This is a genomic window from Capnocytophaga bilenii (assembly GCF_017565765.1).
Taxonomy (GTDB): Bacteria; Bacteroidota; Bacteroidia; order Flavobacteriales; family Flavobacteriaceae; genus Capnocytophaga; species Capnocytophaga bilenii.
On record NZ_JAGDYP010000001.1, the window covers coordinates 42,472 to 68,602 of the forward strand.

The window sequence follows — 26,131 nt, forward strand, 5'->3', positions numbered from 1 at the left end:
TTAAATATGGAAACAACAAAAAATACAACAGAAGAAACAGTTGTAACAGAAGAAATAGTACAGAATACAGAAGTAGTTGTCCCCCCCGATAACCCCAAAAAAGCTCTCAAAGAGAAACTAAAACAGAGCTTTAAAAACTCTGCTGCAGGCAAGTGGATGTATGCTAACCCTAAGAAGTTCTATTTTTATGCAGCTGCATTTATTCTCCTATCGCTTATTATCAACTCTTTTTTAGCTTATTACAATTATGATAGTAAGTCTAAATCGAATACAAACATACCTGTAATGTATCAAAATAGTGAGCAATACATAAACCAAGACCAAAATAGACGCGAACAATTAGACAATATCCGAAAGGAAATAGAGACTTTTCGGCAAAAGCGAAACGCAGGCATAGCTTTCACACAAGCCGATAGCCTACGCATTGAATACTTGTATAACCAATATCAAACACTCGAAAATGCAAAAAAATAAAGTCAATTTTAAGCAACCTAAGTACATTATACCTCTTATTGCACTACCCTTTGTACTCTTTATGGGATACCAAATAGTGAGTATTTTTGATGATGATGGAAAACAAACACAAGAACAAAAAGATCTCAATACTTCTATGGGTAATATCGAGTCTGATGTACTTTCTAAAAATGATGCCTATGACCAGCTGTTTGAAAGCACCTCCGATAACCGCTCTATGATTCAAAGTTTCGATAAAGAGAACGACAGCCTCTTTAATTATACCGATAACCTCGATGATAAACAAAAACGTTATATAGACTCATTGGAGTATGCCCAACACCAAAACCTTGGTAAAAATGATAATAGAAGTATATATGAACAAAAAAACTATTACAATCCCAATGAAGCTAAACAACAGCAACAAAGGCAACAGCAATTATTGCAACAAGAGCAAGACGATGATAGAGACTATCAGCGCTCTAAAGAAATAATGCGTATGCTCAATGAAACACAACAACCACAGCAAGACACTGCACCCAAACAAAAAGAAGACGATAAAGAGAATTACGATCCAGTAAAAACCTTGCGTCAGCAAATGTTTTTCTTAGACTCACTCGAAAAAGCCAAAGACCCCGAAGCGCAGCGTCAAATGGCAGCCTCCGAACGTATAAGAACTAACAAAGAAAAACGAGAAAAGTTCCTAAATCGCAGCCTACAAGTTACAAAAGCTAATAACCTTGGTAACTTCAATCACATAGCCAAAGAGCAAGAAAACAACACTATTAAAGCCGTGATTGATGAGAATATAAAAGGATTCTTAGGCAGCCGCATACGTATACGCTTGTTAGAAAACATCTATGTAGGTAAAGGAAAAAATAAAAAGCTAGTACCAAAAGGCACCTTCCTATATGCTGAAATAGCAGGCTTTTCGCAGCAGCGCGTCTATTTAGGTATTGTCTCTGTTTTAACTAAAAACGAAATACTACCTATCAACCTATCTATATTCGATACCGATGGAGGTAAAGGTCTCTATGTACCTTCAAGTACCTTCCGTGAAATGACACGCGAATTAGGAGCAAACTCAGTACAGGGTGTAAATGTAGAATCAGGACAAGGCTTCTTTACAAGTTTAGCCTCCAACCTATTCCGCTCCACATCCGAAGCCGTAGCCGCTATTATTCGTAAGAATAAAGTCAAACTAAAATACAACTCATATATCTTTTTAATAAACGAAGAAGAACTAAAAAACAATAACGATGAACAATAAAACCATATCCCAACTAACAGCCGCTTTGCTCACTTGCCTTTCTTTTCTGCAATTACAAGCGCAAACACTTATTCATAAAACCGAAGTAGATGACCTACCCATCATATTTATGGGTAAAGAAGTCAATATACATATTGTGTCACCCGAACCCATCCAGTTTGTCGACCTATCTACCAACGACCTCGTAGGCGACTTGCCAGCCGAAAACATAGCAAGAATAAAAATACAACAAGAAAACCCCGATGAAGAAACTACCGAAACCGACCAAACCAATGCAACCCCAAAAAAAGAGTTGCGTTCAGGAAACGATGTCGGTATTATTACAGTAGTAGGGCAGTCATTCATAGCTCAGTACCGCGTTATCTATCAAGAAGAGCAGCACACTTGGCTTATATCACACTTACACATAAAGCCCGATGATATGCAACCCTTAGAATACCCCAAATATAAGTATTCTAATTATGAACTAAAACGTTTCGCCTTAGATATTCAAGCAAAGAAAATTAAAAAACCTATACGAAATACTAACCCTAATTGGTGGCAAAGAGCATTTGGTAAAGAAGATTTAAAATTACGTATGCAACTCAACAATGTTTATGTAATGGACGATTATATTTTTCTTGACATTAGTATTAATAACCTTACCAATCTCCCTTGCAATATTGATGCTATTAATTTTAGTATTGAAGACAAGAAAATATACAAAGCTACCAATAACCAAAGTATCTTACTCACACCACTATTTAAGCTGAATAATCAAACCAAGATACGAAAAAGCTATCGCAACATCTTTGTATTTGAAAGATTCTCATTCCCCAATAGCAAAGTACTAATGATACGCCTCATCGAAGAACAAATATCAGGACGCGTAATTGATATGAAAGTCAATTACTCCGATGTACTCGAAGCCGATACTTTCTAAATTTACTAATATACTAATTTGCCTATTATGAGTATGCAAGAACAACAAAACCAGATTAAAATATACGACTTCTTCCAAAAAATGGTCTACGGAGTCGTTACATTAGACTGTCTTACGCTTTTCTTTGTCAATGCCAAAGTACCTGTAATATCCAATATACTGCAAAGTTTCTCAAAAATGGGAGTGTTTTATCCCCCTATCAATGCCAAGCTTACTACCTTAGTACTTATTGCCTTGGTAGCCATAGGCACAAAAGCAAAGAAAAAACGAGACCTCAATCCCACCAAAGAAATATTTGTACCCATAGCTATAGGGCTAATAATGATCATTCTTTCATTAGTCTTAGCCACAGGGGCTGCCGATACTTCTTTACCTACACCTATACCCTATTTCAATACCTATCAAATAGGCTATATGATACTTTCCTATGCAGGAGCAATGATTACCCAAAAAGGAGCCGACAGCATATCAAAACTAATGCAAACCAAAATGGATAAAGACCGCTGGAATACCGAAGAAGAAAGCTTTGATCAAAATCGCGAATTGATAGAAACCCCAACTTCTGTTAATATCCCCTACAAGTTTCGTTATAAAAAACAAACACACCAAGGCTGGATGAATATTGATCCTTTTAGAGGTACAATGGTCATTGGTGTCCCTGGTTCGGGTAAAACCTGGGGAGTGATTAACCCAGCTATTCGCCAGTTGATAGGGAAAGGATTTTGCTTGTGTATATACGATTTTAAGTTTCCTAGCTTAGGCGAAATAGCCTATTACCATCACCTACTAAAGAAGAAAAATGACCCTAACTACAAGCACAAGTTTCACGTGGTAAACCTCGACCAAGTAGAATATTCCCGTCGCGTTAATCCATTCAAAAAAGAATACATAAACACCTTGGCGCAAGCACAAGAGATGGCAGAGTCTATGGTAACTGCCTTACAAAAGGGGGGAGGTAGCGGAGGAGGTGGCTCTGAAGCATTCTTTACTCAATCAGCAGTAAACTTCCTTGCCTCTACTATCTATTATTTTGGTACCTATGAGGACGGCAAGTACTCAGACCTCCCACATATACTATCATTTATGAATCGTAGTTACCAAGAGATATTCGATACCCTCTTTACCAATGAAGAGCTTACATCGCTGATGTCGCCTTTTAAGTCTGCTTATGAGAATAAAGCATTCGACCAGCTTGAAGGACAAGTAGGTACTGTTAAAATATTCCTATCACGCTTAGCTACCAAAGAGAGCTTTTGGGTATTTAGTGGTGACGAAGTGCAACTTAAAATATCTGACCGCACCGACCCTTCAATCCTTATCTTAGCATCAAATCCACGTACGCAGGATATTAACTCCGCTTTATATTCAGCCGTACTCAATAGGGTAATAAGCCAAATTAATGACAAAGGGAACCTATACAGCGGACTTATAGCTGATGAGTTCCCTACTATCTACATTCATAAAGTAGATAACCTAGTAGCTACAGCCCGAAGCAACAAAGTAGCCGTAATGCTCGGTCTACAAGAGCAACCACAGCTCCGTCAGTTCTATAAGAAAGAAGTAGCCGATACCATTTCAGCAATTATGGGGAATATCCTATCAGGAGCCGTGCGCGATAAAGGCACCCTCGATTGGCTCGAAAAGATGTTCGGTAAAATCAAACAAAAAAGCTACTCGGAGTCTATCTCCAATCAAGGTAGTAATATGACCATAAGCGAAAGAATGGATGTAATGATACCAGCAGGTAAAATAGCAGGCTTACGCACAGGAGAAATGGCAGGAATGGTAGTACAAGGCAACGACAATGCAACCGAAGAATTTAAAACATCAGCCATTTTCGGCAAAATAAACCTCGATATGAAAGCTATTAAAGAAGAAGAAGATAATTACGTGAAAATGCCTCTGTATTACTCATTCAAAGACAGTGCAGGCAACGACCGCAAAAACGAAATACTAATGGCAAACTTCCGCCGTATCAATAAGGAAGTAGAAATGATGATTAACGAAATAAAAGAAGCTGTAGCCTAATGCAACCTAAAAACACATATACCCTTCCGCTCCTCCTATTGCTTTTTCTTTCTGCAATAAAAACTGCACACGCGCAGTTTAATACACTTACCCAAAAGGTAACCCCCGAAAAAGAGTACCAAAAATTCAGAGTAGTAGAAAACGCACCTACGGTTACCAATGCAGAAAAAAAAGGCAGTGGCGTGTGGTGGCGCAAGCTCTTTCGCAATGAGAAAGCAGCGCTTCGCCGTGAGGTAGACTCCCTAAAAAGCCTTCTTACAAAACAACAAATGCCCACCTCCACCCCCAATACCCTAAAGCAGCTGCAAGACTCTATTATACTTTCCTTAGCTAAAAAAGCTGTATTAGAAAATTATAATACGAAAGTCAAAACCGAAGAACCAAAAAGTAAAACTCAAAATCCAAAATTTACAATGCCTATAAAGGGTCATTTACAAGTTACATCACACTTTGGCGAGCGTTTCCACCCAATTCTAAAGCAAGAGCGTATGCATAACGGCATAGACCTCAGAGCCTATTACCAACCTGTATATGCAGTTTTAGACGGAGTGATTAGCGGGGTAGGTTGGGATACCAAAGGAGGAGGTATATATATCAAAGTCAAACATCAAAACTTTGAAACCACCTACTGCCACCTCTCCGAAGTGTATTATAGACAAGGCGAAGCAGTCAAAGCAGGCTATGCTATCGGAAAAAGCGGAAATACAGGGCTATCCACTGCCCCACACTTGCACTTCTCTGTGAAACAGTATAACCAATACATCAACCCAGTAGCTTTCCTGAACGACCTAACAATCTTAAGTCAATAACTATTGAATTAACAAATTAGCAACGTTTTTACAAAATCATTAAATATTCGTTAGTAATAGCTTAGTCGGATAATACTCGGACACTAGTCGGAGCTATGTCGGAGCTATACAACAAAAAATCAATTATCATATTAGCAATAAAAGCTAAAAAATATTACGAATAATGCAAAAGACTCTAATTTTAGCCGAAAAGCCTTCTCAGCTACGTGAATACGTAAAAGCATTGGGAGGGTTCACCCAAAAGGGTGATTATTACGAAAGCGACCGTTATATTGCCTCATCAGCACTTGGTCACCTCATTGAGCTAGCAGAAGATACCGCTTACCGCCCCGAAGGCAAGTGGGATAAATCTTATCTACCTCTTGTGCCACCGCTCAATAGCTATGTCTATGAACCCAAACGCAACGATGAAGGCAGGCAAGCGCACCTTAAAAAGCTCGCACAGCTCTTCAATAATCCTAATATAGCAATGATATATGTAGCCACCGACTCCGACCGTGAGGGCGAACTCATATTCCGCTACATCTACCATTACTTCAACTGCAAGCTGCCCTACAAGCGCGTATGGCTATCAGCCTTAGATGACAGCGAAATACGACAAGCCTTTGCTGCACCCAAATATACACAAGGCGACCCTTTCTTAGAAAATCTTTCCGAAAGTGCCTACGCTCGTGCCATTACCGACTGGCTTATAGGGGCTAATGCTACCCAAGCAGCTACACTACAGCTTGGAGGAGGGAAACTCCTATCCATAGGGCGCGTACAAACGGCTATTTTGAAGATTGTAGCAGAACGTTATCTAAAGAATAAAAGCCACCAAAAAAGCTATACCTACAAGCTCCTTACCCACCATAGTTATAACGGAGTAGCTTATACAGCCGAGAGCCCTATTTATGAAAGCAAAGCACAAGCCGAACAACTGCTTAGTAGCCTTGCCTCTGCACATAACTTTGTATCATATCAGAAGAAAACAGAACGTAAAAACCCACCACTATTACACACCCTCGATAGCCTTACTATCGTAGCTAATAAACTCTATAAGTACACAGCTGCCGAAGTATTAGCTTCTGCTCAGCGGCTGTATGAAGGAAAACTAACCTCCTACCCACGCACCGAAGACGCTTATATCACCGAAGAAGGCTATAACAAGCTAAAAGGCATCCTGCCTAACCTGGTCAATCAGTGCCTTAATATTACCGATTTTGTCTTTCCTACAAGCCTGCCTGCTTCTGTCAATGGAGCTAAAATAACAGGCTCTCACGATGCCTTGGTACCTACAGGACAGACTAATGGCATAGAAAATCTTAATCAGCAAGACCAACGCATATATGCCCTAATCCTGCATCGTTGTTTAGAGAGCTTTTCAGAGGCTGCTGTATATGAGAAAGGAGTGTATGAGTTCGAAAATCAAGGTACCCCTTTCAAAACATATACAAGCAACCTGGTACAAGAGGGGTGGAAGAAATACAGCCCTAAAGTAAAGGTAGCAACAGCAGACGAAGACGATAGTGAAGAGGATACTAACTTTATACTGCAACTACCTTATAAGCAAGGTGATAAGGTAACTATTGAAAAGAAGAACTTAAAGGAGATAGAAAGCAAGCCGCCAGCCATATATACCCCTGCCTCCCTTACTGCCGACTTGTGCAACCTTAGCAAGTTCCTACAAGAACAATCTCCTGAAGTATATGCTGAATTGCAAAAAGAGTTTGACCTCAAAGGACTTGAAATAGGCACTAAAGGCACTCGACCTGGTATCATTGAAATATTAGTAAATACCCGTAAGTACATCGCTTTCGAGAAGAATAAATATATTCCTACCGAACTCGGTTTGCAGTTCTACAACGCTATCAAAAACCTCGAAGTAGTCAATGTAGCCCAAACCGCACGCCTTGAATATCAGTTAAAGCAAGTTGCTGACGGGAAGGTATCTATAACTGAGTATTACAATCGCCTTAGCGACTATGTTAAGAGCACAGTAACGCAAATTTTCTCTCTGCAATCAGCTATTACTGCCAGCACCCACAAGGGCTTAGGTACTTGTCCCCTATGTAAGAAAGGACAAATCGTAGAGTATCCTAAAAGTTATGGTTGTACCGAATTTAAGAACGGCTGCAAGTACACTATTTGGAAAGAGATAGCCCATAAGAAGCTCACCCCAAAAAATGTAGAAGACTTATTGCAGAAAGGAAAAACCTCACTCATCAAAGGCTTTAAGAGTAAAACAGGCAGCGACTTTGAAGCTCATCTGGTACTCGATAAAGAGCTAAAAATTGTTTTTGAATTTAACAACAAAAAGAAATAATATGAAAAAGAGTATACAAATACAACATACTATCTTATTGATAGTTATAATATCAACGTTTATAATCGTTATAGGAGCTTCATACGTTACAAATAAACAAATGATAACAGAACTATGCAACATTGATGATTCACCACTTATTACCCCCCTCCAAACAGGTGGAGAGCTAATAAAGCTACTTAAAATTAACACAATATTTAACTTAGTAGTAGGTTTTATATTAGGAATTACAATCACACAAACAGCTATTTATTTAAAAGAAGTAGCTAAAAACAATAATAACCATAAAAATAAAGCAAAAACAATCGTATGAATGAAAATTTACCCACATCCGAACTAAAAGAGTACGGTATTATGAGTGATGATAATACTTTCTCTAAGAAATTGTCAGAAAAGGATATAGAAAACTTCCTTAAAGGACACGCTATGATTGCCGATAATGGCAAAGACCGACTTATTTTCCTCCTAACGGACAATAATACACGCCTGAATGTCAATGTCTACCAACGCGACCGCACTATAGACGAGTTGGTAAAGCAAAGTCAAAAAGAAATTGTATATAGCAATCTTACAGAACTTACTAATAGCAAAGCGTTAGATATAGAGAAAAAAGCCTTTATATACGACCAAAAAACAAAGCAAGTTACCGAACTCGACCTGCTCAAAGATACCGAAAAAATAGCGGCTATAGTTGCAGAAAAAAAAGATATACAAGAGAGCAACCGCTTCAAAAATGAGCTGCTAAAACTCAAAGGTTATCTGCAAGACAAGATTGACAAGTTCCCTGAAATTGGCAAAGAGATTACTAATAATCTAAACATCGTTTCAAAAACCATTAGCACCGTAGACGATGCAACCCCCAACGAAAGCCAATCGCAAAAACAACAGCAATCCAAACTCCGCTTAGATGTTAATGATGATGACCTCTACCAAGATGCCAATCGTCACCGCGAAGAACAAGCCCAAGAGCAAGAACAAGAACAACAACGCCATCGAAGCTTCCGTAGGTAAGAGGATAACCGAAAGATTAATAACTTTTAAAACATACAACAATGAGTACAACAGAACAAGAAGTAGCTACTGAAGCTACAATCGAACAGAAATTAAAGGAAATGCCTAAAGAACAGTATCCTTTAGCAAAAGCCTATGCCCTTTCTGAAGGACAAGAATTTGATAATTATAATGCCGATTGGGGAAATAGCAAGTATGACAAGATAAAGGCATACAAGGATTTAAAACAGAACTTCTCAGAAGAGGTTATTAAAGCCGTTGAAAAAATGGTAGATGACAATACTTACACACAAAGTAAGGATGAAAATAAAGTGTATGTAACGAATATTGCAGCTATTATTGACAAGATTGAACAGCAACGAAGTCAAAACAATGATGTAAAAGTAGGTCAAAAATTTCAATTCAAAGAAAATAATTCAGTATTAGAAATTGTTCGAATAAACAAAAATGCCCACCGAGATGGAAGTGATGAACTAACAATGAAACCAGTAGGAGTGAATGTAGGTAACCAAGAGTTCAACTGGAGCAAGTTAGCTTTAGATAGTGCTATCAAAGAGGGTAGAGTAACCAATGTTACTAATGAACAACAACTTTCTGAAAAGCAAATTACACAGCTAAACTACCTCAAAAACCAAGTGAAATATCTCGGTTTAGGCGAAGACCCCAAGTTGCATAAAGACTTAGAAAACGCTATACTATCACCAGTGGATAAAACTACTGTACGTGTTGAGTATAACCACCCCGACAAGCTGATGAAAGGCAATACCGCTACCTTCGACCTCAATATCGCTAAAACCGAACAAGGAGGGGTATTCCTAAACTCTTATCGAGCTAACCTCACCACCAAAAATGGTGAAGAACGTTCTCAGACTTTCAAAGTACAGAAAGAAAATAGCATCACTGCCAAAGAGGCTATCAATCTGCTCGAAGGTCGCTCAGTAAAAATAGAGCACGATATGGTCAATAAGGAAACAGGAGAACTATCACGTACCGAAAGTTTTATCAAGCTCAATTTGAAAGAACCTAAAACTGAGTATGGTAACTACAAATACGAATGGTATAACAAAGGCTATGGTGTAGATGTAGATAATATTATGCAAAAGTCTAACTTGGTATTTGCTGATGATATTCAGCGAGAGCGTACAAAGAAACACTTAGAAAAAGGCAATATCACACAAGCTACCTTTATGCACGAAAACCGCCAAGTGCAAGGCTTTGCTGTACTAAATCCTCAATGGAAAAATCTTAACCTTTACGACAGTTCAATGAATAGACTCACCACGCAAAATCAGTTGATAAAACCAGAAGTAAGAGAGGATATTCAGAAAAACAACGTGCCCCAACAGAGTATTTCACGATAATACCCATTTCTAACACTATGAAAAAAGCCATTTTTCTCTTTTCTGCACTTGTTTTCTTTTCTTGTGGTAAAAAAGAAAAGGTAAAAGTAAAAGCCGAAAAAGGAGGTATTGATATAGTCTCTAATGTCTATTTCAATGCCTCTAAAGGCTTAAATGATGTGAAAACAGTAGTAGTATCTAAATTGAACTACAAGGGTGATACTATTGTAGAGCTTGTTCCTAATATAGATGTTTCAGATTTTATCGACCATATCTATATCATCAAAGACAGTCTTGCCTTTAGCATTAACGAAGAAAATACACAACAAATTATGTTCTCAAATTTACCTAATATGCCCTCTATACCCGTTAATAAAAAAGAACAAGGAGCTATATTTAGGCTAAATTATATACCTCATTTTAATGAAAGATACGACATCAACGATACTATCTTATTTAAAAAAGAATACAAAAGGTTTAGTGTAACTGATAATGAAAATCTTACAATGTATTACGTACACCCTACTGATACCATACTACCTTATTCCATATACCCCTATGCTGGTGATATATATGGAGGAAGAGTTGAAAGAGTAGATATGTACAATCGTAAGAAAGATATATTTATATCCGTACAATTACTTATGCGTAATACGTGGGATAAAGAAGCCCAAGACATCTTTGATTTTAATAATTTCCTTGAAAAACGAAAATAAACCTTACCATTATGGCAAAACAACAATTATTATCCCCACAAGATATTGAAAATATAGTTAATAATACCTCCATAGTCGAGTACTTTCACTACCTTGCCCAAAAAGGACACTTAAAATTTGACCGACAGCGAGGGCACGATTACTATTTTCTTAGTAACAACGAAAAATATTCAGTAAGCGATACCCCTAGAAAAGGTTATTACGACTTTAAAGCGGGGGAAGGCGGACAAATTATTAAAGCAGTAATGAAATTTGAGAACAAGTCTTGGAAAGAAGCAGTAGATTTTCTTAAAGATTTTTCTAACACCTATATTCCTGAAAAACAAAACACTCAAAATAAAATATCTACACCTGTACAAGAAGCCGATTTCACTCCTAAAAACGTTCTTGTTCGTACATCTGTACCCAATAATGACAAACTATTAGCTTATTTTGCTAGTCGTGGTATTTCAAAAGAGATACTACAACAATATGCCCAACAAGTGCAGTATCATAATAAAACATCAGGTAAAGATTATTTCGGTATAGGTATACCTAATCAATCAGGAGGCTATGATGTCAAAAGTCTTCTAGACAAGCCTTATGATAAAGCTAAGGTAGGAGTAAGTGATATATCTATTATTCCTGGTACTCGCAACGAAGCCGTAGTCTTTGAAGGAATGACCGATATGTTTTCTTATTTACAAATGGCTAAAGACAATGGGAAACCTAATGATCGTACATTAGTCGTACTAAACTCTGTAACCAATACAGGCACTTTCATTCAGCAATTTCAGAACTACACAGGTAAAATACATCTTTTTTTAGACGGCGATAAAGCAGGCAATAACGCAACCCAATCTATACTTAACAATCTGAAAAATAGTATAGACCAACGAGGGGCTTATGGTATAGGTAAAGGGGAAGTAAATGACCTTAATGACTTTCATATAAAAGTGTTCAAGCCCTTGCAAAATCAAAATAAAAGTCGTACATTTGCCAATGAAAATAACGTACAAATTAACTCACAAAATGGAAGCTTTACAACTGAATCCAATAGAGTATCCTCACCTAAGTCAGTGGGAGAACAAACACCTGAACCAAACCTTAGAGAAACTATCACAACAAGCCAACCCCAGCAAGACGGAAATAACACAAGCCGACAAGCTATGGGCAGCAACAATGTTGGAAATGGACTTAGCAGCACAAAGCGGAGCGATTTTGGAGGACGAGGAGGAAACTCCGAAATGGGCAGCGATAACGGAACACAACAGGAAGTACTATCAGGAGTTGGAAGTACAAGGAAGGACCCTAATGCCAGCCGAACCCGAAGTGCCGGAGGAAGTACTTCAGGAAGCCCTCAGACAACAAGAGAAGGGAAGGAAAATGAAAGAGATATTCAATCTTCACAAGCAGAAGGACGAAGCGAAACTCAGCAGAATACTTCTCAAGGAGACAGACCCCGAAGTGAAAGAGATAGTAAGACAGCTATTACTGGATTTGAACGATTTACCCTTATAAACAAAGTCGCTTCCCTCTCCAAAATAGCAAAAGGCAACAAAGTCAGCAATGAACAAATAAAAGATTTGGTAAATTTGCTGACTTTTGTCGATAAAGACAATACTATAAAAATCAAGGAGGGGGTAACCATTACTGACAATATCAAAGATATAATCAATCATTACAAAAGTGGGGGTATTACCAAAGATAATCGAGGGGTATTAGACGAGTATTACACTGATAAAAAGTTGGTAAATGCCGTTCACAATCTTATCAAAGATAATTTTAAAGGCAAAACTGCTATCAATATATTAGAACCCAGCGTAGGTATGGGCAATTTCCTACACGCTACCACCGATTTAGGAGTAAAAACGAATGTAACCGCCTTTGAAATCAATGATACTACTGCTAAAATAACCAAACTTCTACATCCTGATACACAAGTAAACCTACGTTCGTTTGAAACAGAATTTGTTACTGATAATGGTACCAAAAAAGATTTTACCCCCCAATATGATTTGGTAGTGGGTAACCCTCCTTATGGTAGCCACAGAGGGCTTTATTTAGGTTTAGGTGAAGAAACAAAACTAACTCGCTATGAAGATTATTTTGTAAAACGTTCCCTCGATGTAATGAATGAAGGAGGTACCTTGGCAATGGTACTCCCTTCTAGTTGGCTTAATAGAGCCGACAAGCTTTCAGGTGCAGAGCTAACAGATGCCTACCGATTGCCAAATGGAGCTTTTAAAGCTACTGATATAGGCACTGATATTATTATTCTTAAAAAGGACAGCCAACGGCAATCACACGATATAACAACCTATTTCCAACAGAACCCCGAAAAGGTATTGGGTGAGACTGTGTTGAAAAAAAATAGATTTGGGCGTGAAGAAGACTATATCAAAGGAAATCTGGACGAAGCCCTCAATCGCTTGCAAGAATTTACTTCACAGAAAACACAACAAGTTCCACAGAAAGCACAACAAGTTTCACAAGGTGTACAACTTGATATGTTTGCAGCGTTTGATAATGCCCCCACGCTTCCAGCGACTAAAGTTTCTATTGCAGAAAAAAAAGAAAAAGTTCCTAATGATGAATACAATACTTTGCTTACAGAAGCTCAAGAAAAAGTAAAACAGACAATTATTGTTTTTCAAAATATTAAATTCAAATCATTAGCTATTCTTACTGAATGGGATAATTATGCTGCTTTATTGAAGAAACTTGAAAGAAAAGGTGCAAAATTTACTAAGGAAGAGCTTACTGATATAACCAAAAAAGCTAATAATATAATAAAGTCATACAGCCCTAAACCTGAGAAGGTAGAAGAAAAATCACAAGATGTTACAATCCCTACTAAAAGTGCCAGGCACAAACAATCTGAAGAAAATACAGGTGAATACAAGGTACAATCAACCCCTGATATTAGTAAAAAAGTACTTAAATACCAATTTGTTAAGAATGATACAGTGGTTGATACGGCTTTACAAAACAATCATAATCTCACTACAGGGCAAGTAAAAGCCTTTGCTGATACTAATTATGATGGTGAGTTAAATAACTACCAAGAGCACCAGCAATATGCAAATTATTATAAGGGTAAATATATACACGACTTTTACTATGCTGAGGGGAATATATACGAAAAATTAGAACGTTTGACTATTGATTTTGCAGGCAGATTAGACAATGAGGAAGTGAAATCACAGTATAACAAGCAAAAGGCTTTACTTGAAAGCGTTTTACCGACTAAAAAACAGTTAGAAGATATTGTTATATCACCTAACCACGAATTTGTGCATAACTTTGGCTTGGAAAAAGTTGAAAAAGAGGTTTATAACCAATATATGAGGCGTTATGATATGGTTAAAGTAGATTATAATTTAGCCGAAAGTTTTAAAGACTTTGTTTCAAAGCTACCTTCACAAGCTCTTGAACCTTCTTCTTCTTGGGAAGTGAAAGAATTTGTAGACAATCAAACTGTAACAGGGAGTGATAAAGAGCGTAATGCCCTAATACGTGAACGCCGTAAAGAGGTAGCCAATAACCTCTTTCAGAAGTTCCTTCGTGAGGAACTCCCAAATGATATTAAAGAACGTTTTGTAAATGAGTTCAACCGTAAGTATAATAACCTCCACATTCCTGACTACTCACAGTTTCCTTTATTTTCTAAGATAAACCAAAACTTTAAAGGCAAACCTTTAGAGTTGACAGAAGTACAGCGTGCAGGTATTGGACGATTGACAACAAAAGGGGTAGGGTTATTAGCTCACGAAGTTGGATTTGGTAAAACCCTATCAGGAATACTTGCTATGCACGAAGCTATGGAGCGGGGCAATGCCAAACGCCCCCTTATAGTTGTACCTAATGACAGCATTTTAAAGCAATGGGTAGAGACTATCTACGAGGCTATTCCTAATGCTAAAGTGAATGTATTAGGTAACCTTGGTAAAGATTATGACCTATCTCATTTTGATAATAAAGACGGTGAAATAACCTTAGTTACTTACGAAGGTTTTCAGAACATTGGTTTTAGAGATGAAATTACGCAAAAATTAGCTGAGAAATTCTCTTATATAAACAAAAAAGATGTGGATAGCTTAGAAAATCCTATTACAGGAGGTGTTTCTGATGAAACAATGCGTGAAATAGAAATAGCCATTGCAAAAGAAAAGAAAATACAAGGAATAATGAAAAGAGGTAAAGTCTATGACTGGGAAGATTTTGGGTTTGACCACCTCACTTTTGACGAAGCACATAATGCCAACCATATTGTAGACAAAGTACGTATCGAAGACAGGCGTTTTAACTCTGATTTTCGCAGCCAAAACCAACGCCCCTCAAAATTAGGACTCAATACGTGGGTAGCCTCGCAATATATACAAGATAAGTACGATGGGCGCAATGTTACTTTACTTTCTGCAACCCCTTTTACTAATAAACCATTGGAGTATTATTCTGTATTATCTCTAATTGCTAATCAGCGATTAGAAAAATCAGGCTATTTCAATGTAAACAATTTCTTTGAAACCTTTATGGAGGCTGACAACGATATGGAGATTGACGCTAAAGGTGATATCAAGTTTAAAACCAATGTACGCAGATTTAAGAATAACGCCCTATTTCAGCAGCTCCTATCCGAGTTTATCGACATCAAAGGCGAAGAGGATAATCCTAAGTTAGTACGCCCTAATCGTATCAATAAAGAATATAAGATAGAGCAGAATAAATTAACTGAAAGTATGTACAACACTCTTAACCTACTTTTAGATGACACTAAAGATGGTGCTATCTTAACTCATATTCTTAATGCCCGCAAAATTGCTATTTCACCCTATCTGTATGAAGAATATGAAGGAGAAAAACCTTCTACTAAAGAATTTGTAGAAAACTCGCCTAAAATTAAACTCACTATGGACTTAATACGGCAGAATAAAGCTGATAAACCCGAAGCAGGACAAATTATTTATTCAGAATTGGGTGTTTCAGAGTTTCCAAGACTCAAAGAATACTTAATAAATGAAGTAGGCTATAAAGCTGATGAAATAGGTATTATTACGGGGGGTATAAGCAAAAATCAACGTTTGGATATACAAGAGAAGTTTAATGCAGGAAAAGTAAAGGTAATCATTGGTTCAGAGGCTATACAAGAGGGTATGAATTTGCAGGAAAAAACCTCTGATATGTATCTTTTAACTGTTCCTTATAACTTCACCTCATTACGGCAAATAGAAGGACGTTATTGGCGACAAGGTAATCAATGGGAAAATGTACGTGTGAACTATATGCTTACTAATGATAGTATAGATGTATTTATGCTACAAAAGCTGCAAGCTAAACAGTCACGCTATATGGAGGCAATGAAAAAAGGGGCTAATGTTATTGATGTATCAGATATAGATACACAAGAGCTTAAAACAGCTATTATTACCGACCCTGAAACACGTGCTAATATTGAAATAGAGTTATTGAAGAAACGCTATGAAAATGAGAAAACCAAACACGCTGCCGATTTAGGTTTTATCTCTCGTAAGTTTGAAGATTATACCAAAGTATATGCTGAATATTTAAAAGAGAAAAAAGACTATGAAAATATGGAAAAATGGGCTGAAAAAGATGATTATTGGAAAAAAAATCTACCTTTTAGAGCGCAGCAAGTAGAAAAGGCTCAAAAATCAGTTGAGCAGGTAATTGAAAAACTGGCAAAGAAAGGTGTTAATATAGCCGATTTTCAGCACCAACAAGAGACTGCAGAAAGAAAAATAGCTGCTTTAGATAAAACTATCGAAGAGGAGCTGCCTATTATCCGAGAAAGGCTCATAACTCAGTACAAACAAGAGAAGCAGGAACGGCTAAACGCTCCGCAGATAGACTATGTACAAGAGCGTGCTGAAGAGAATAAAACGTTTTTTAAAATACGCCCTCCAAAAAATGAAGTATCAAAAGAGGCTGCAAAAACAATTGAAAATACTGCAGAAAAGAAAATACCCCAAGAGCAGGAAAAGCACGTTTATAAAGCGTTTAAACGCTAAAAAAATACCCCTAATAGGCTTGTGCTTATCAGGGGTGCTTTTATTATTTATTGACGAGTAAGGTTATATTTATACTTATATCTTAAAGAGACATTATATTTTAGCTGTAGTGCTGTAATTTTTTCTCCATATTCAACTTGTTTCTCTATACTAAGAGAAGGTAAATTAGGATATTCTTTGTTTAATTTTTCAAGTTCTTTTTCATATTCACTATTATTTCCAATAGCATCACTATCTACTAAGAGATAGAAAAAATCAGTGTTTTCAGCTAATAATTTATTGTTATTTTCAAAAGAATAAGTAGCTAAATTTTGCTTTTTATCCTCATCAGTTATTTTATTTCCATTTACAGCGTATGTTATATCTTGGAAAGTTAATGCTCCATTCTTATCTGTTATTTTTAGCTTTTTCTTACCATCTACATTGCTAAAAACAACTTTAACTGAATAGACTTCGTAATTAGTCTCAGGACTTCCTAAGATTGCAGCATATAGTTGTTTGAAAATTTCATCTACTTTAGCCTTTTTTTCAGGCTTTTCAGCAATAACTTGAACTGTACCTACCCAAGTTCCTAAAAGTTTGTCGTTACTCCCGTTTCCGTTGTCTACAGGAGCGTCTTTGTCTGATTTTGAACAAGCAACAAATGATACAGCAGCGATAGTGAGTAATAAGATTTTCTTTATCATAGCGTTATATGTTTAGTTATTAATTGATTGCAAAAGTATGCATTTTATTGATAAATTCCAAAACATTTGCTTCTGAATATTCATCAAAATATTTGCTACCTTCTATAACACTTTTGAATTCGTGTTCTATAGAAAATTTAGTCGTAGTATTAACTATGTTTTTAAAGGAGTAGTTGTATTCGCTCATATATTCCTCCACTATACAAATAGGTATGTCATCAGAGGTATATGTATCTATTTTTTTTAAGAGGTATACATCTGTATTTTTATAAGATATTTTTTTCTGTTGACCCCCCATACTTTTTTCTCTCTTATAAAAATCATAAGACATTGAGAAAGAATTAATTTTTCTCATCATTTTTGCAGGTAATGAAAAAGAAATAAAAGTTACAATTATAATAATTGCAAACATTATAGGACTATTGAAAAAAATAATAGAAAAATAAAACAAAGTTGTAAAAATGGTTATCATAATTAGGACAATAACAATCACAATTATATTCATTTTATTAACCGTTTTAATACATTCTTCTACATTATAGTCGGTTATTTCTAAATCTTGCTTTAGGAAGCGTGAAATTTCGTCAAATATTTTCATTTTCTGTTTATATTTTTAATTATTTTTTGAGTTTCTAATAACATTGGGATCCTCATTATGTATTCTTTCTTCTATTTCTATACACTGATATCCTATACCACTTATTGCTTCAGAGTTATAATACAAGCAAGGTTCATCAAAACCTATTTCTTTGAGTTCTTTCGCGATGTCGAGCGGGACAAGCCAAGTGGGGTAATTTTCGGTGTTCATTGGTTTGCGGTTTTATAAAGGTCTATCAGTTTAAGGAAAAGGGCTTCACGAGCTTCTTCATAGCAATTAAACTTATCAGTACTATTCTTTTCAGAGCTGTATATGAGTTTGCGATCAATTTTTCTAATCTCAAAAGAAAAAGTTTCACTTACTGAATTAGGATAAGTGTTATCAAAAGTAATGAAACCATATAACCCCCTTTTTCTAAACCAAGTAAATACTTCTGTCCAAACAGGAAGAGAAGTCTGATGAGAAAGTAAGTTTCGATTCTCATATGATAAATTTTCTTCTTCAAAATTAGGTGTTACAACAACAGGTGATGTTGTATTATTCTCATCGTGATAAAACACACAAGGCTCTTCAAAACCTATTTCTTTGAGTTTTTTGCCCACCTCTAATGGTACAAGCCAAGTGGGGTAGTTGTTATTTCTCATCTTTATTCTCTTCTATATTTTTTAAATATCTTAATACTTCTTCTTCTGTCATTGAATCAAAACATTCATCTGCTTCTTCCTCTTTTATATAACCAAAAGAAAAACAGCTTAATATTTCTCCATTAAAGGTAGATACTTTAATTTTGTAACAATCTTCCTCACAATAATCTTTTCGAATAAGAATTTGCTTATCCTCAAGGTCTAATATTTTGCAAAAGGTGTATTTTTTATTTTTCATCTTTGATAAATTTACGGTTAATAATTCTTCCTTTTCTGTCTTTGATTTCGTTGTAGGCGATATTCAGACAATCTGCTAAGGTTGTCCCTTTAAGTAGTTTAGTAAAACCATTGAGATGTTTAACAAAGTAGATCATAGCTTCATAAACAAAGTCCACATTGCCATTATACTTTGGCTTTTGACCCTCAAATTTGAAAAGATCAATGAGCGTACTATTTACTGCTAATGATTGTTTTAAACAAGTATCCTCTATAATAGGTCGTAATGATAATCCATTTAGAAATACATTGTTAAAATTCTCATTCTTAAAATAGCAGTAGTTGATGAGTGTTACCATTACATCGCCTATGGCGTCCTGAATAGCGGGGCGGTCATCGTCATAACAGGCTTTGATAAGTTCGCCGACTTCTTCGTGGGTTTTCAGAAGCTGGTCAAAGGGGGTGAGGTTATCAAATATGCCTCTTTCTTTTGCCCACTGATGAATAAGGGGCACGAGTTCTTGGATTGTTTTATTGCCTAAAAATATATTAGTGGGCACGAGTTCTTGGATTGTTTTATTGCCTAAAAATATATTAGTATTTATTTTTCCCATATCACAGAAATCAATAGTCTTAAATTCTAATTTAAAATTCAAGTTCTTAAACGCTGTCTCTCTTTTCTCAATAAGAGATACAGTTACATCATAAGTTTCTCTAAATTCATACTTTACTCCCTCAAAAACGAAGCAATCTCTTATCAATTTCAAAAATATGTTTAGCCCATCTTCTGTAATAACTCCTATGAGTTTATATGGCATATTATCCTTAGAGCAATAAATAAACGCTCCCTCGATTACCTTTTCTAATTCTTTAATTATTTCTTGTTTATCCATTGTTTAAATAGTGTTTAAAAGGTTATTCTAAATATAGACCTGTGGTTACTTGTTGTGTGTATTTGCCGCCCTCAACTCCGTGAAGGATAGTTCGTCTTTTTATTTCTTCCTCACTAAGGCGACAAGAGCTATTTTGTGATGGGTGATAAATACCTGAACGAATTATGTATAACGAAAAAAAACTTGCTTGCATTTCCTGACGGCGTTTGTTTTTGGTTTTGGTAGTTCGGCAACGATTGACTATTGGCAAGCCGTGTTTGCGCCATTGTTGGTTTAGATGTGCTTTGAAATAGCCGTAGGCACTATCTAATGTTACCCAATCTAAGTAGAGCATCTGTATTGAAAATTCTTTTACGCCACTACCTTTAATACGGTAAACTTTGTAGCTTTTATCCTTAAAGAAATAGTTAATGAGTTGCATAAATAGCCATTGGTCTAAATCAGAGGAGTACTTAAAGTAATACTCTTTTTCTGTGATATTATTAAGCTCTTCTTCTGAAATGTTGTATTTCTCAAGCAGTTTGTTTAGCATTTTCTCGGCTGATTTCTGCTCTCCTGCTACGCCTCGTTTTACGAGTTCATAGACTTTTGCGATTTTTTCCTTTACTTTGTCGTTCATATTGTAATTGCTTTTAGTAATTTACTTGTTTATGCTTCCCATTGCTCTTTGGTGAGTTGCTTGCCGCAGTCTTTGCAGAATATTGCGGTTACTTCTATAGTGCAGTAGTGGGCAAGGGTGCGGCGTTCGGTATGCTTGTGAGAACAAGTGCGAGCCGCACTGGCTATTAATTTGCTAATTTTCTCATTTACTAATTTCCTAACTTTTTTCATAGCGTTGGGTGAGCATTTTCTCAAAAATGTTATTTACATTTGGTGGGGTTTTATTGCGGTTGTCATACATTATTATTATTTAAAAAGTTCTTCGTATTTAGAAGTTGTTACTTCGGTACAATCGTTAGGAATGACTATATCAGTCAAATCATTTTCAATAATAAAACCAAAGTATTCGTTATTATTCTTACAAAAACCAATATGCTCGCTAAATCTTTCTTTCCAACCTATACAGGCATTGAGTTCTGCTTTGCTAATGGTTACGGCTTGGTCAAAGTCGGCTTGTATGGCTTTACCTTGCTTGATGTTGAGTCGGGGCATATATTCACCATATCTGACTTCCTTCCATACTTTGGTGTCTACAGTAGTGCCTTGAGGAAATATTACTGATGATATTCCTCCTGCTGCTACCCAATATTCTTTTCGCCACGAGGTGAAGCCGTATTTTTCGGCTAATGCTTTTTGGTTTTCAAAGCAAACATCTAATTTGTCGGCTATCTTTTGAAACTTTTTACCAGTTTCACTGTTTTTTGGTGTAATAAAATACATAGTCATTTTTTTAATTATTTTTATAGTTTAATCAATAGAAAATTTACCTAAAACTTGTTTTTTTGTTCTCATTTTCTCATTTGTTGATATTTTTAGTGTTAAATTATTTGTTAAAAGGTACATACGCAGCCGTCTTCGTACTCAAATGAGAGGCTTAGCTGATTGGACTGGGCTGCCATACGTACTAAATCGTCAATACTTAAGTGGTTACGAAACATTGTGCCTTGATAGGTGCTTTCTTGTGTTTTACACCAGTCTATAAAGCGGGTACCGTGTTTGATATTCTCAATTAGATTGGTAGTGCTTTTTTTCCAACATAATTCACAATTACCAAGTTTGTTATGTATACCAAGCTTGAAAGGTTGGGCACTCCAAAAAGCATTGAGTTCTTGTTGTCCTATAGGTGCTTCAAAGTCTGTTAGCAAAGGAAATATACGCTTAGTATCAGCTTTTATCTCTGCCCAGCTTATGCGCTTAGGCATATCCTCTTTGCGGTATCCTATCGCTATTTGATAGTTACCCTTTTCAAAGACTTCATCAGCAAACTTCTTACTGGGGAGGCTCTTAAGGTTTTCGGAGCAGTAAGGGGCTTTCATATTAGGCAGCCCGCTGAATATACCTTTGTTTTTGTGAGCTATCATATTAGCAAAGGTTTGAGCCTGCATATCCATTGTTTCAAAATCTACTATCTTATACCCTACCCCTACTCCTTTCTCAGTGGAATACACACCCTCGATAATGGTGAGGGGGATTTGCCAATGTTTTACGACATCTTTAAGAAAGGTAATAGTTTCGGGACGTTCCATACCTGTATTGCAGAAAACAAAAACTTTGTTATAGTCTGCATACTTAGGGTGGATTTGAATATGCCGTGCCATACGTGCCGAACTACGCCCTCCTGATACGGTTACAAGTAGGTTTTTCATTCATTTTCATCTTTAAATATTATTCGTTCGCCTTTTAGTTTTCTGTCATAAGAGCAGAGAATTTTAGCTAATGTAATTTCGGTACCTTCTACCAAATTAGAAAATCTTTCCCCGTGTTCCCCTTTATACCCTTGACACAATATATCTGTTAGCACATCTATTTGTGCGTTATTTAATCCTGATGTTATCTCAAGACTATATATATTATTTCCTTTCTCGATTAACTCAATAGAAAATTTACCTAAAACTTGTTTTTTTGTTCTCATTATGATAGTATTTTTTAATTTTTGCCTTATATTTCAATAGTTCATATATATTAATTGCTCTCAAAAGAATTAAAACCACTATTGTTAATTTAAATATTATAAATAATATAGAATAAAAAATTCCATATTCATCTCCATATTCATCAATGTCACTAAAAATATCTTTCACAAACCTAAAATAATAAAAAACAATCCCTATAAGATGTGATTGAAAGATTATTTCTCTTATTAGAAAGATTTTTGCTTCTTTGTACTTTTTTTCAATTTCTTGAACATTTATTTTATTTATTTCTACAACAAATGCTCTACTTAAAAAATCAATTATTTCTTTTTTATTTATTTCTACAACAAATACTCTACTTAAAAAATCAATTATTTCTTTTCTTTTCTTCATATCTAAATTTTAATCGTTTTGCTATCATTGTTACTATAAGCATTACCCATTACTTATTTTACTTTAAATTTGGTTATTTTTCTCTTTTCCTATAAAACCAATATTTCAGGTAACCAATCCTAAATATTTTGTTCAACTTTTCCTCATCAATAGGCGTTGCTGACTTGTTATCTATGGCTTTTTTGTATATTTTTAGTTGCCAATGGTCAGATAGTTCAGCATTATATTCAGCGACTAACATCCCCGCTTGTTCAGGTACTAAATCTTTTATCTTATCTAAGATATAGTAAGGGACGGCATAATAAAACTGCTTGATATTACCCTCATGATTATGTTTCTTCTTGAAATCGGCTTTAAAATCACTCACTGATATTTTTATTTCAATTTCTCTAAGGAAATAGTTCTTAGTAACCATTAACATATCACACTCGTGGGTAACGATATTTTCACTTCTATATCCTAAACGTTTCGTGTCATCATCGTATCTTACAGCATTAAGTCGTGAGAATTTAGGAACTATTACAAGGGTTGACTTTTCAAAGTACTCATATATCAATAACTCCATTTGCGGGGTGGTTATAGTTTCTTTGTTCATTTTAAGTAAGGTTTCGCGGGCTTTTACACTTTAAAAGGTTATTAAATTAGTAAATTTTGAGGTTGCCATATTGACACTACAACGCTCGGAGAGTATGCCTCCGTGTCGGTTCTTAGATATGATAATCTCTACTTCATTATTGGTATTTTCGTTGTTGTATTCTTTACCCCATTGCTCAATGCCATAGTATTCTGGACGATATAAAAAAATTACCTCATCTGCGTCTTGCTCTATGGCTCCTGAGTCTCGCAAATCAGAGAGCACAGGACGCTTATCATTGCGTTGCTCTACATTACGTGATAACTGTGAAAGAGCTATAATAGGGATATTGAGTTCTTTAGCTAAACCTTTTAAAGAACGTGAAATAAATGATATTTCTTGTTCACGATTACCTGCTTTAGGATGGCTAATAAGCTGGAGGTAATCTATAAATAGAATACCAATATTATGGCGTAGTTTCATTGCTTTAGCTTTGATTTTGAGGTTATCAATAGATAAGCTCGATGTTTCGTCTATGTGTATATTCATCTTTATTAGATTATCTTTGAGGGATAAGTATGTCATTATTTGTTCATCATTAAGTCCTTTACGAAGTATTGCTGAGTTGGGTATATTAGTATAGTTGGTAATGATTTTAGAGGTAATTTGTTCAGCAGACATTTCCAATGAGAATATACCTACTGAATAACCTTGTTTTACCATATCAATGATTTGTTGTACTAAAAAAGTAGTTTTGCCCATACCAGGACGACCTGCCACAATAGTAAGGTTTGAATTTTGCCAGCCTCCTAATACTTTATTAATTATATTCAGGGAGCTTTGCAACCCTGTAGGTTTACCCTTAAGAATGCTTTCAAAATTTTCTTGTACAGCATTAACTAATTCAGGAAATTTACGTGTTTGACGATTATTTTCAATAAATTTATCTATAAATAGGTTATTAAAATAGTCAAAAGCTTTATCACGTATATCAAATATATCATTCTCTATTCCGTGTGCCATATTTAATAAAGTTGTAAATTTCAGCACAAAATCACGCCTTACAGAAGCCTGAACTAATAGCATTATGTGGAACTCTACATTAGCAGATGACACAGCAAAAACGGACAAATCAATACAATACTGTAAAAGCTCAGGTACATTTCTTTTTTCAAGTGCTTTTCCAAGTAAAATTAAGTCCATTGTATTATACTTTTTCCATACTTCTACAATGCTATTATATATTATCTGATGTTCAGGAGCAGTGAACAAATTAGCACTTAGCATATTGTAATACTGGGCTATTACTTGAGGTTCAGAAACAAGATTGCCAAGTACATATTTTTCTATATCTATATCGATTAAACTATTCATCGTAAGTAGCTTTAGGGCGTGTTATATTAGGAATGTTAAATATATTATTGTTCTGTGACTTTAAATAAGGTAAGGTATTTTTTAGGGTTTGCTTCCAATTAGTAATAGGTTTATCATATCCGTTTACCCAACCATTAGAGTACCAAGTGTCGTATTTGTTTTTTATGTGTTCATCAAGTGAAGGATTATATATAGGAATTGTTTTTGCAAATTCCAAAAATTCATCGTAGGTAGGAATATCTTTAACTTTAGATTGTACTGTTTTAGTTTTCTTCTGTATAGAAGTTTTTTCTACCTCATTTTGAGTGTTTATTGGAATATTTTCGGATAAATTCACTTTAGGAATTTCGGGTGCCTTCACTAATACTTCAATATTTGAGACTGATGGGACAAGTTCTTGCTGCACTACTTTTGCAGGTGTTTTTTCTTTTTCTGCAGTAGATGTTACTTCTTTACCTTTACGATTACGAATAACATAATCAGGAATTATTTTATAGACAGTAGGAAATCCCATTGTAACTTGGTAACTAATTAGTCCTAAGTTTCGTAATATCTCTTTATTTATTTTGATAGTTTTTCTATCTATTCTTATTTTTTTTTGAATAAGCTTATCTGGGTATTCAAAGTCAGTTTTACCCGATTTATCCCACCTTTCTAATAAGAGAAAATAAGTAGATATGACAGAGCTATTAATAGGAATTTCATCGGTAAGTTGCCAAAATTTTTCTATTAAATCAAGATAGTCCATTGTCTTTATTATTTTTGTTACTATTATTATTGTTAAACAATTCGAGGGCTTTTTCTTTATCGATAATAATAGTTTTACCTACTTGAAATATAGCCTCATCTAACACACCCGAACTTTTAATTTTACTTGCAGTAGTACGAGAGCATCCAAGCAATTTAGCTAGACCATTAATACCATATTCGTATTTTTTGTTTTTTGCAGCGAACATAAGAGATAACTCTTTTATAAGTTCAGTTTTTTGAAACTCTAAAAATTCTCCAATTGTAAGTTGCCATATAGGGGTATTGTTGTTACATTCCATAATCTATTCATACTTTTATTCCATTGTAGTATCCGTCCCAGTTTTTGGGTGGAAAGATTTGCTTTCGTTTTAGTAACTCTCTTAATACGGCTACTTCTTTTAATAGTTCATCAGGAACTTTTTTCAATTCTTCTTGAGCTTGTTTTAATTCTTGTTCTTGTTTAGTACCTTGTAACATATCAATAAGTACTTGTTTGTCTGTATCTGACAAACCAAACTGCTTAATGGTGTTATATGCTATTTGTACTAAAGGGGTCATTACAAGA

28 protein-coding genes are annotated in these 26,131 nt (G+C 35.5%); 11 read left to right on the top strand and 17 right to left on the bottom strand.

Annotation, left to right across the window (positions count from 1 at the left end):
* Nucleotides 1-6 precede the first annotated feature (6 nt).
* The 11 genes from J4N46_RS00325 to J4N46_RS00375 all read left to right on the top strand — a co-directional run bounded on the left by J4N46_RS00325 (nt 7) and on the right by J4N46_RS00375 (nt 16,865).
* A complete protein-coding gene (locus J4N46_RS00325; protein WP_009751285.1) occupies nt 7-474 on the top strand; it encodes a hypothetical protein in 468 nt (155 codons plus the stop codon).
* Nucleotides 461-1,723, top strand: a complete 1,263-nt coding sequence (gene traM / locus J4N46_RS00330) for a conjugative transposon protein TraM (protein WP_208057407.1) — start codon at nt 461-463, stop codon at nt 1,721-1,723. The genes J4N46_RS00325 and traM overlap by 14 nt, the downstream gene beginning before the upstream one ends.
* The gene (locus tag J4N46_RS00335) at nt 1,713-2,645 is read left to right on the top strand and encodes a DUF4138 domain-containing protein (protein ID WP_208057408.1); all 933 of its coding nucleotides are present in this window, start codon (nt 1,713-1,715) and stop codon (nt 2,643-2,645) included. The genes traM and J4N46_RS00335 overlap by 11 nt, the downstream gene beginning before the upstream one ends.
* Nucleotides 2,646-2,672: 27 nt before the next feature.
* Complete coding sequence (locus J4N46_RS00340) at nt 2,673-4,673, top strand: type IV secretion system DNA-binding domain-containing protein (protein WP_208057409.1); 2,001 nt, start codon at nt 2,673-2,675, stop codon at nt 4,671-4,673.
* Nucleotides 4,673-5,482: a M23 family metallopeptidase gene (locus J4N46_RS12895; RefSeq protein WP_208057410.1), complete on the top strand. Its 810-nt coding sequence runs from the start codon at nt 4,673-4,675 to the stop codon at nt 5,480-5,482. Before J4N46_RS00340 ends, J4N46_RS12895 begins: the two co-directional genes overlap by 1 nt.
* Before the next feature lie 163 nt (nt 5,483-5,645).
* Nucleotides 5,646-7,787, top strand: a complete 2,142-nt coding sequence (locus J4N46_RS00350; RefSeq protein WP_208057411.1) for a type IA DNA topoisomerase — start codon at nt 5,646-5,648, stop codon at nt 7,785-7,787.
* Nucleotide 7,788: 1 nt separating this feature from the next.
* Nucleotides 7,789-8,100: a hypothetical protein gene (locus J4N46_RS00355; protein ID WP_062079391.1), complete on the top strand. Its 312-nt coding sequence runs from the start codon at nt 7,789-7,791 to the stop codon at nt 8,098-8,100.
* Nucleotides 8,097-8,798: a hypothetical protein gene (locus J4N46_RS00360; RefSeq protein ID WP_208057412.1), complete on the top strand. Its 702-nt coding sequence runs from the start codon at nt 8,097-8,099 to the stop codon at nt 8,796-8,798. Before J4N46_RS00355 ends, J4N46_RS00360 begins: the two co-directional genes overlap by 4 nt.
* A 41-nt stretch (nt 8,799-8,839) precedes the next feature.
* Nucleotides 8,840-10,159, top strand: coding sequence for a hypothetical protein (locus J4N46_RS00365; RefSeq protein ID WP_208057413.1), 1,320 nt, complete (start codon nt 8,840-8,842; stop codon nt 10,157-10,159).
* A 17-nt stretch (nt 10,160-10,176) separates the two neighbouring features.
* Nucleotides 10,177-10,854, top strand: a complete 678-nt coding sequence (locus J4N46_RS00370; protein WP_208057414.1) for a hypothetical protein — start codon at nt 10,177-10,179, stop codon at nt 10,852-10,854.
* An 11-nt stretch (nt 10,855-10,865) separates the two neighbouring features.
* Nucleotides 10,866-16,865 (top strand): SNF2-related protein, encoded by a 6,000-nt coding sequence (locus tag J4N46_RS00375; protein WP_208057415.1) that lies wholly within the window; start codon nt 10,866-10,868, stop codon nt 16,863-16,865.
* A 47-nt stretch (nt 16,866-16,912) separates the two neighbouring features.
* Here J4N46_RS00375 and J4N46_RS00380 read toward each other — a convergent pair whose 3' ends face one another.
* The 17 genes from J4N46_RS00380 to J4N46_RS00460 form a co-directional block, all read right to left on the bottom strand.
* Nucleotides 16,913-17,551 (bottom strand): hypothetical protein, encoded by a 639-nt coding sequence (locus J4N46_RS00380; protein ID WP_208057416.1) that lies wholly within the window; start codon nt 17,549-17,551, stop codon nt 16,913-16,915.
* 19 nt (nt 17,552-17,570) lie between these two features.
* Nucleotides 17,571-18,149: a hypothetical protein gene (locus J4N46_RS00385; RefSeq protein ID WP_208057417.1), complete on the bottom strand. Its 579-nt coding sequence runs from the start codon at nt 18,147-18,149 to the stop codon at nt 17,571-17,573.
* A 15-nt stretch (nt 18,150-18,164) separates the two neighbouring features.
* On the bottom strand, nt 18,165-18,359 hold the full coding sequence (locus J4N46_RS00390; protein ID WP_208058023.1) for a hypothetical protein: 195 nt from the start codon (nt 18,357-18,359) through the stop codon (nt 18,165-18,167).
* The gene (locus J4N46_RS00395) at nt 18,356-18,793 is read right to left on the bottom strand and encodes a hypothetical protein (RefSeq protein ID WP_208057418.1); all 438 of its coding nucleotides are present in this window, start codon (nt 18,791-18,793) and stop codon (nt 18,356-18,358) included. Before J4N46_RS00395 ends, J4N46_RS00390 begins: the two co-directional genes overlap by 4 nt.
* The gene (locus J4N46_RS00400; RefSeq protein WP_009751271.1) at nt 18,783-19,031 is read right to left on the bottom strand and encodes a hypothetical protein; all 249 of its coding nucleotides are present in this window, start codon (nt 19,029-19,031) and stop codon (nt 18,783-18,785) included. Before J4N46_RS00400 ends, J4N46_RS00395 begins: the two co-directional genes overlap by 11 nt.
* On the bottom strand, nt 19,021-19,902 hold the full coding sequence (locus J4N46_RS12565) for a MazG-like family protein (protein ID WP_236013479.1): 882 nt from the start codon (nt 19,900-19,902) through the stop codon (nt 19,021-19,023). Before J4N46_RS12565 ends, J4N46_RS00400 begins: the two co-directional genes overlap by 11 nt.
* A gap of 22 nt (nt 19,903-19,924) precedes the next feature.
* Nucleotides 19,925-20,521: a hypothetical protein gene (locus J4N46_RS00410; RefSeq protein ID WP_208057419.1), complete on the bottom strand. Its 597-nt coding sequence runs from the start codon at nt 20,519-20,521 to the stop codon at nt 19,925-19,927.
* Nucleotides 20,522-20,550: 29 nt separating this feature from the next.
* Nucleotides 20,551-20,733, bottom strand: coding sequence for a hypothetical protein (locus J4N46_RS00415; RefSeq protein ID WP_208057420.1), 183 nt, complete (start codon nt 20,731-20,733; stop codon nt 20,551-20,553).
* A gap of 75 nt (nt 20,734-20,808) precedes the next feature.
* On the bottom strand, nt 20,809-21,288 hold the full coding sequence (locus J4N46_RS00420) for a hypothetical protein (protein WP_208057421.1): 480 nt from the start codon (nt 21,286-21,288) through the stop codon (nt 20,809-20,811).
* 104 nt (nt 21,289-21,392) lie between these two features.
* Nucleotides 21,393-22,208, bottom strand: a complete 816-nt coding sequence (locus J4N46_RS00425; protein ID WP_208057422.1) for a phosphoadenosine phosphosulfate reductase — start codon at nt 22,206-22,208, stop codon at nt 21,393-21,395.
* Nucleotides 22,205-22,474, bottom strand: coding sequence for a hypothetical protein (locus tag J4N46_RS00430; protein WP_208057423.1), 270 nt, complete (start codon nt 22,472-22,474; stop codon nt 22,205-22,207). Before J4N46_RS00430 ends, J4N46_RS00425 begins: the two co-directional genes overlap by 4 nt.
* On the bottom strand, nt 22,446-22,868 hold the full coding sequence (locus J4N46_RS00435; RefSeq protein ID WP_208057424.1) for a hypothetical protein: 423 nt from the start codon (nt 22,866-22,868) through the stop codon (nt 22,446-22,448). The genes J4N46_RS00430 and J4N46_RS00435 overlap by 29 nt, the downstream gene beginning before the upstream one ends.
* A gap of 73 nt (nt 22,869-22,941) precedes the next feature.
* Complete coding sequence (locus tag J4N46_RS00440) at nt 22,942-23,463, bottom strand: MmcB family DNA repair protein (RefSeq protein ID WP_208057425.1); 522 nt, start codon at nt 23,461-23,463, stop codon at nt 22,942-22,944.
* A 30-nt stretch (nt 23,464-23,493) separates the two neighbouring features.
* Nucleotides 23,494-24,816, bottom strand: a complete 1,323-nt coding sequence (locus J4N46_RS00445; RefSeq protein ID WP_208057426.1) for a replicative DNA helicase — start codon at nt 24,814-24,816, stop codon at nt 23,494-23,496.
* Entirely contained in the window at nt 24,809-25,564 is a 756-nt protein-coding gene (locus J4N46_RS00450) for a transcriptional regulator (RefSeq protein ID WP_208057427.1), read from the bottom strand. Before J4N46_RS00450 ends, J4N46_RS00445 begins: the two co-directional genes overlap by 8 nt.
* Complete coding sequence (locus tag J4N46_RS00455; protein ID WP_208057428.1) at nt 25,551-25,865, bottom strand: DUF3853 family protein; 315 nt, start codon at nt 25,863-25,865, stop codon at nt 25,551-25,553. Before J4N46_RS00455 ends, J4N46_RS00450 begins: the two co-directional genes overlap by 14 nt.
* Nucleotides 25,866-25,872: 7 nt before the next feature.
* Nucleotides 25,873-26,124, bottom strand: a complete 252-nt coding sequence (locus J4N46_RS00460) for a hypothetical protein (protein WP_208057429.1) — start codon at nt 26,122-26,124, stop codon at nt 25,873-25,875.
* Nucleotides 26,125-26,131: the final 7 nt, after the last annotated feature.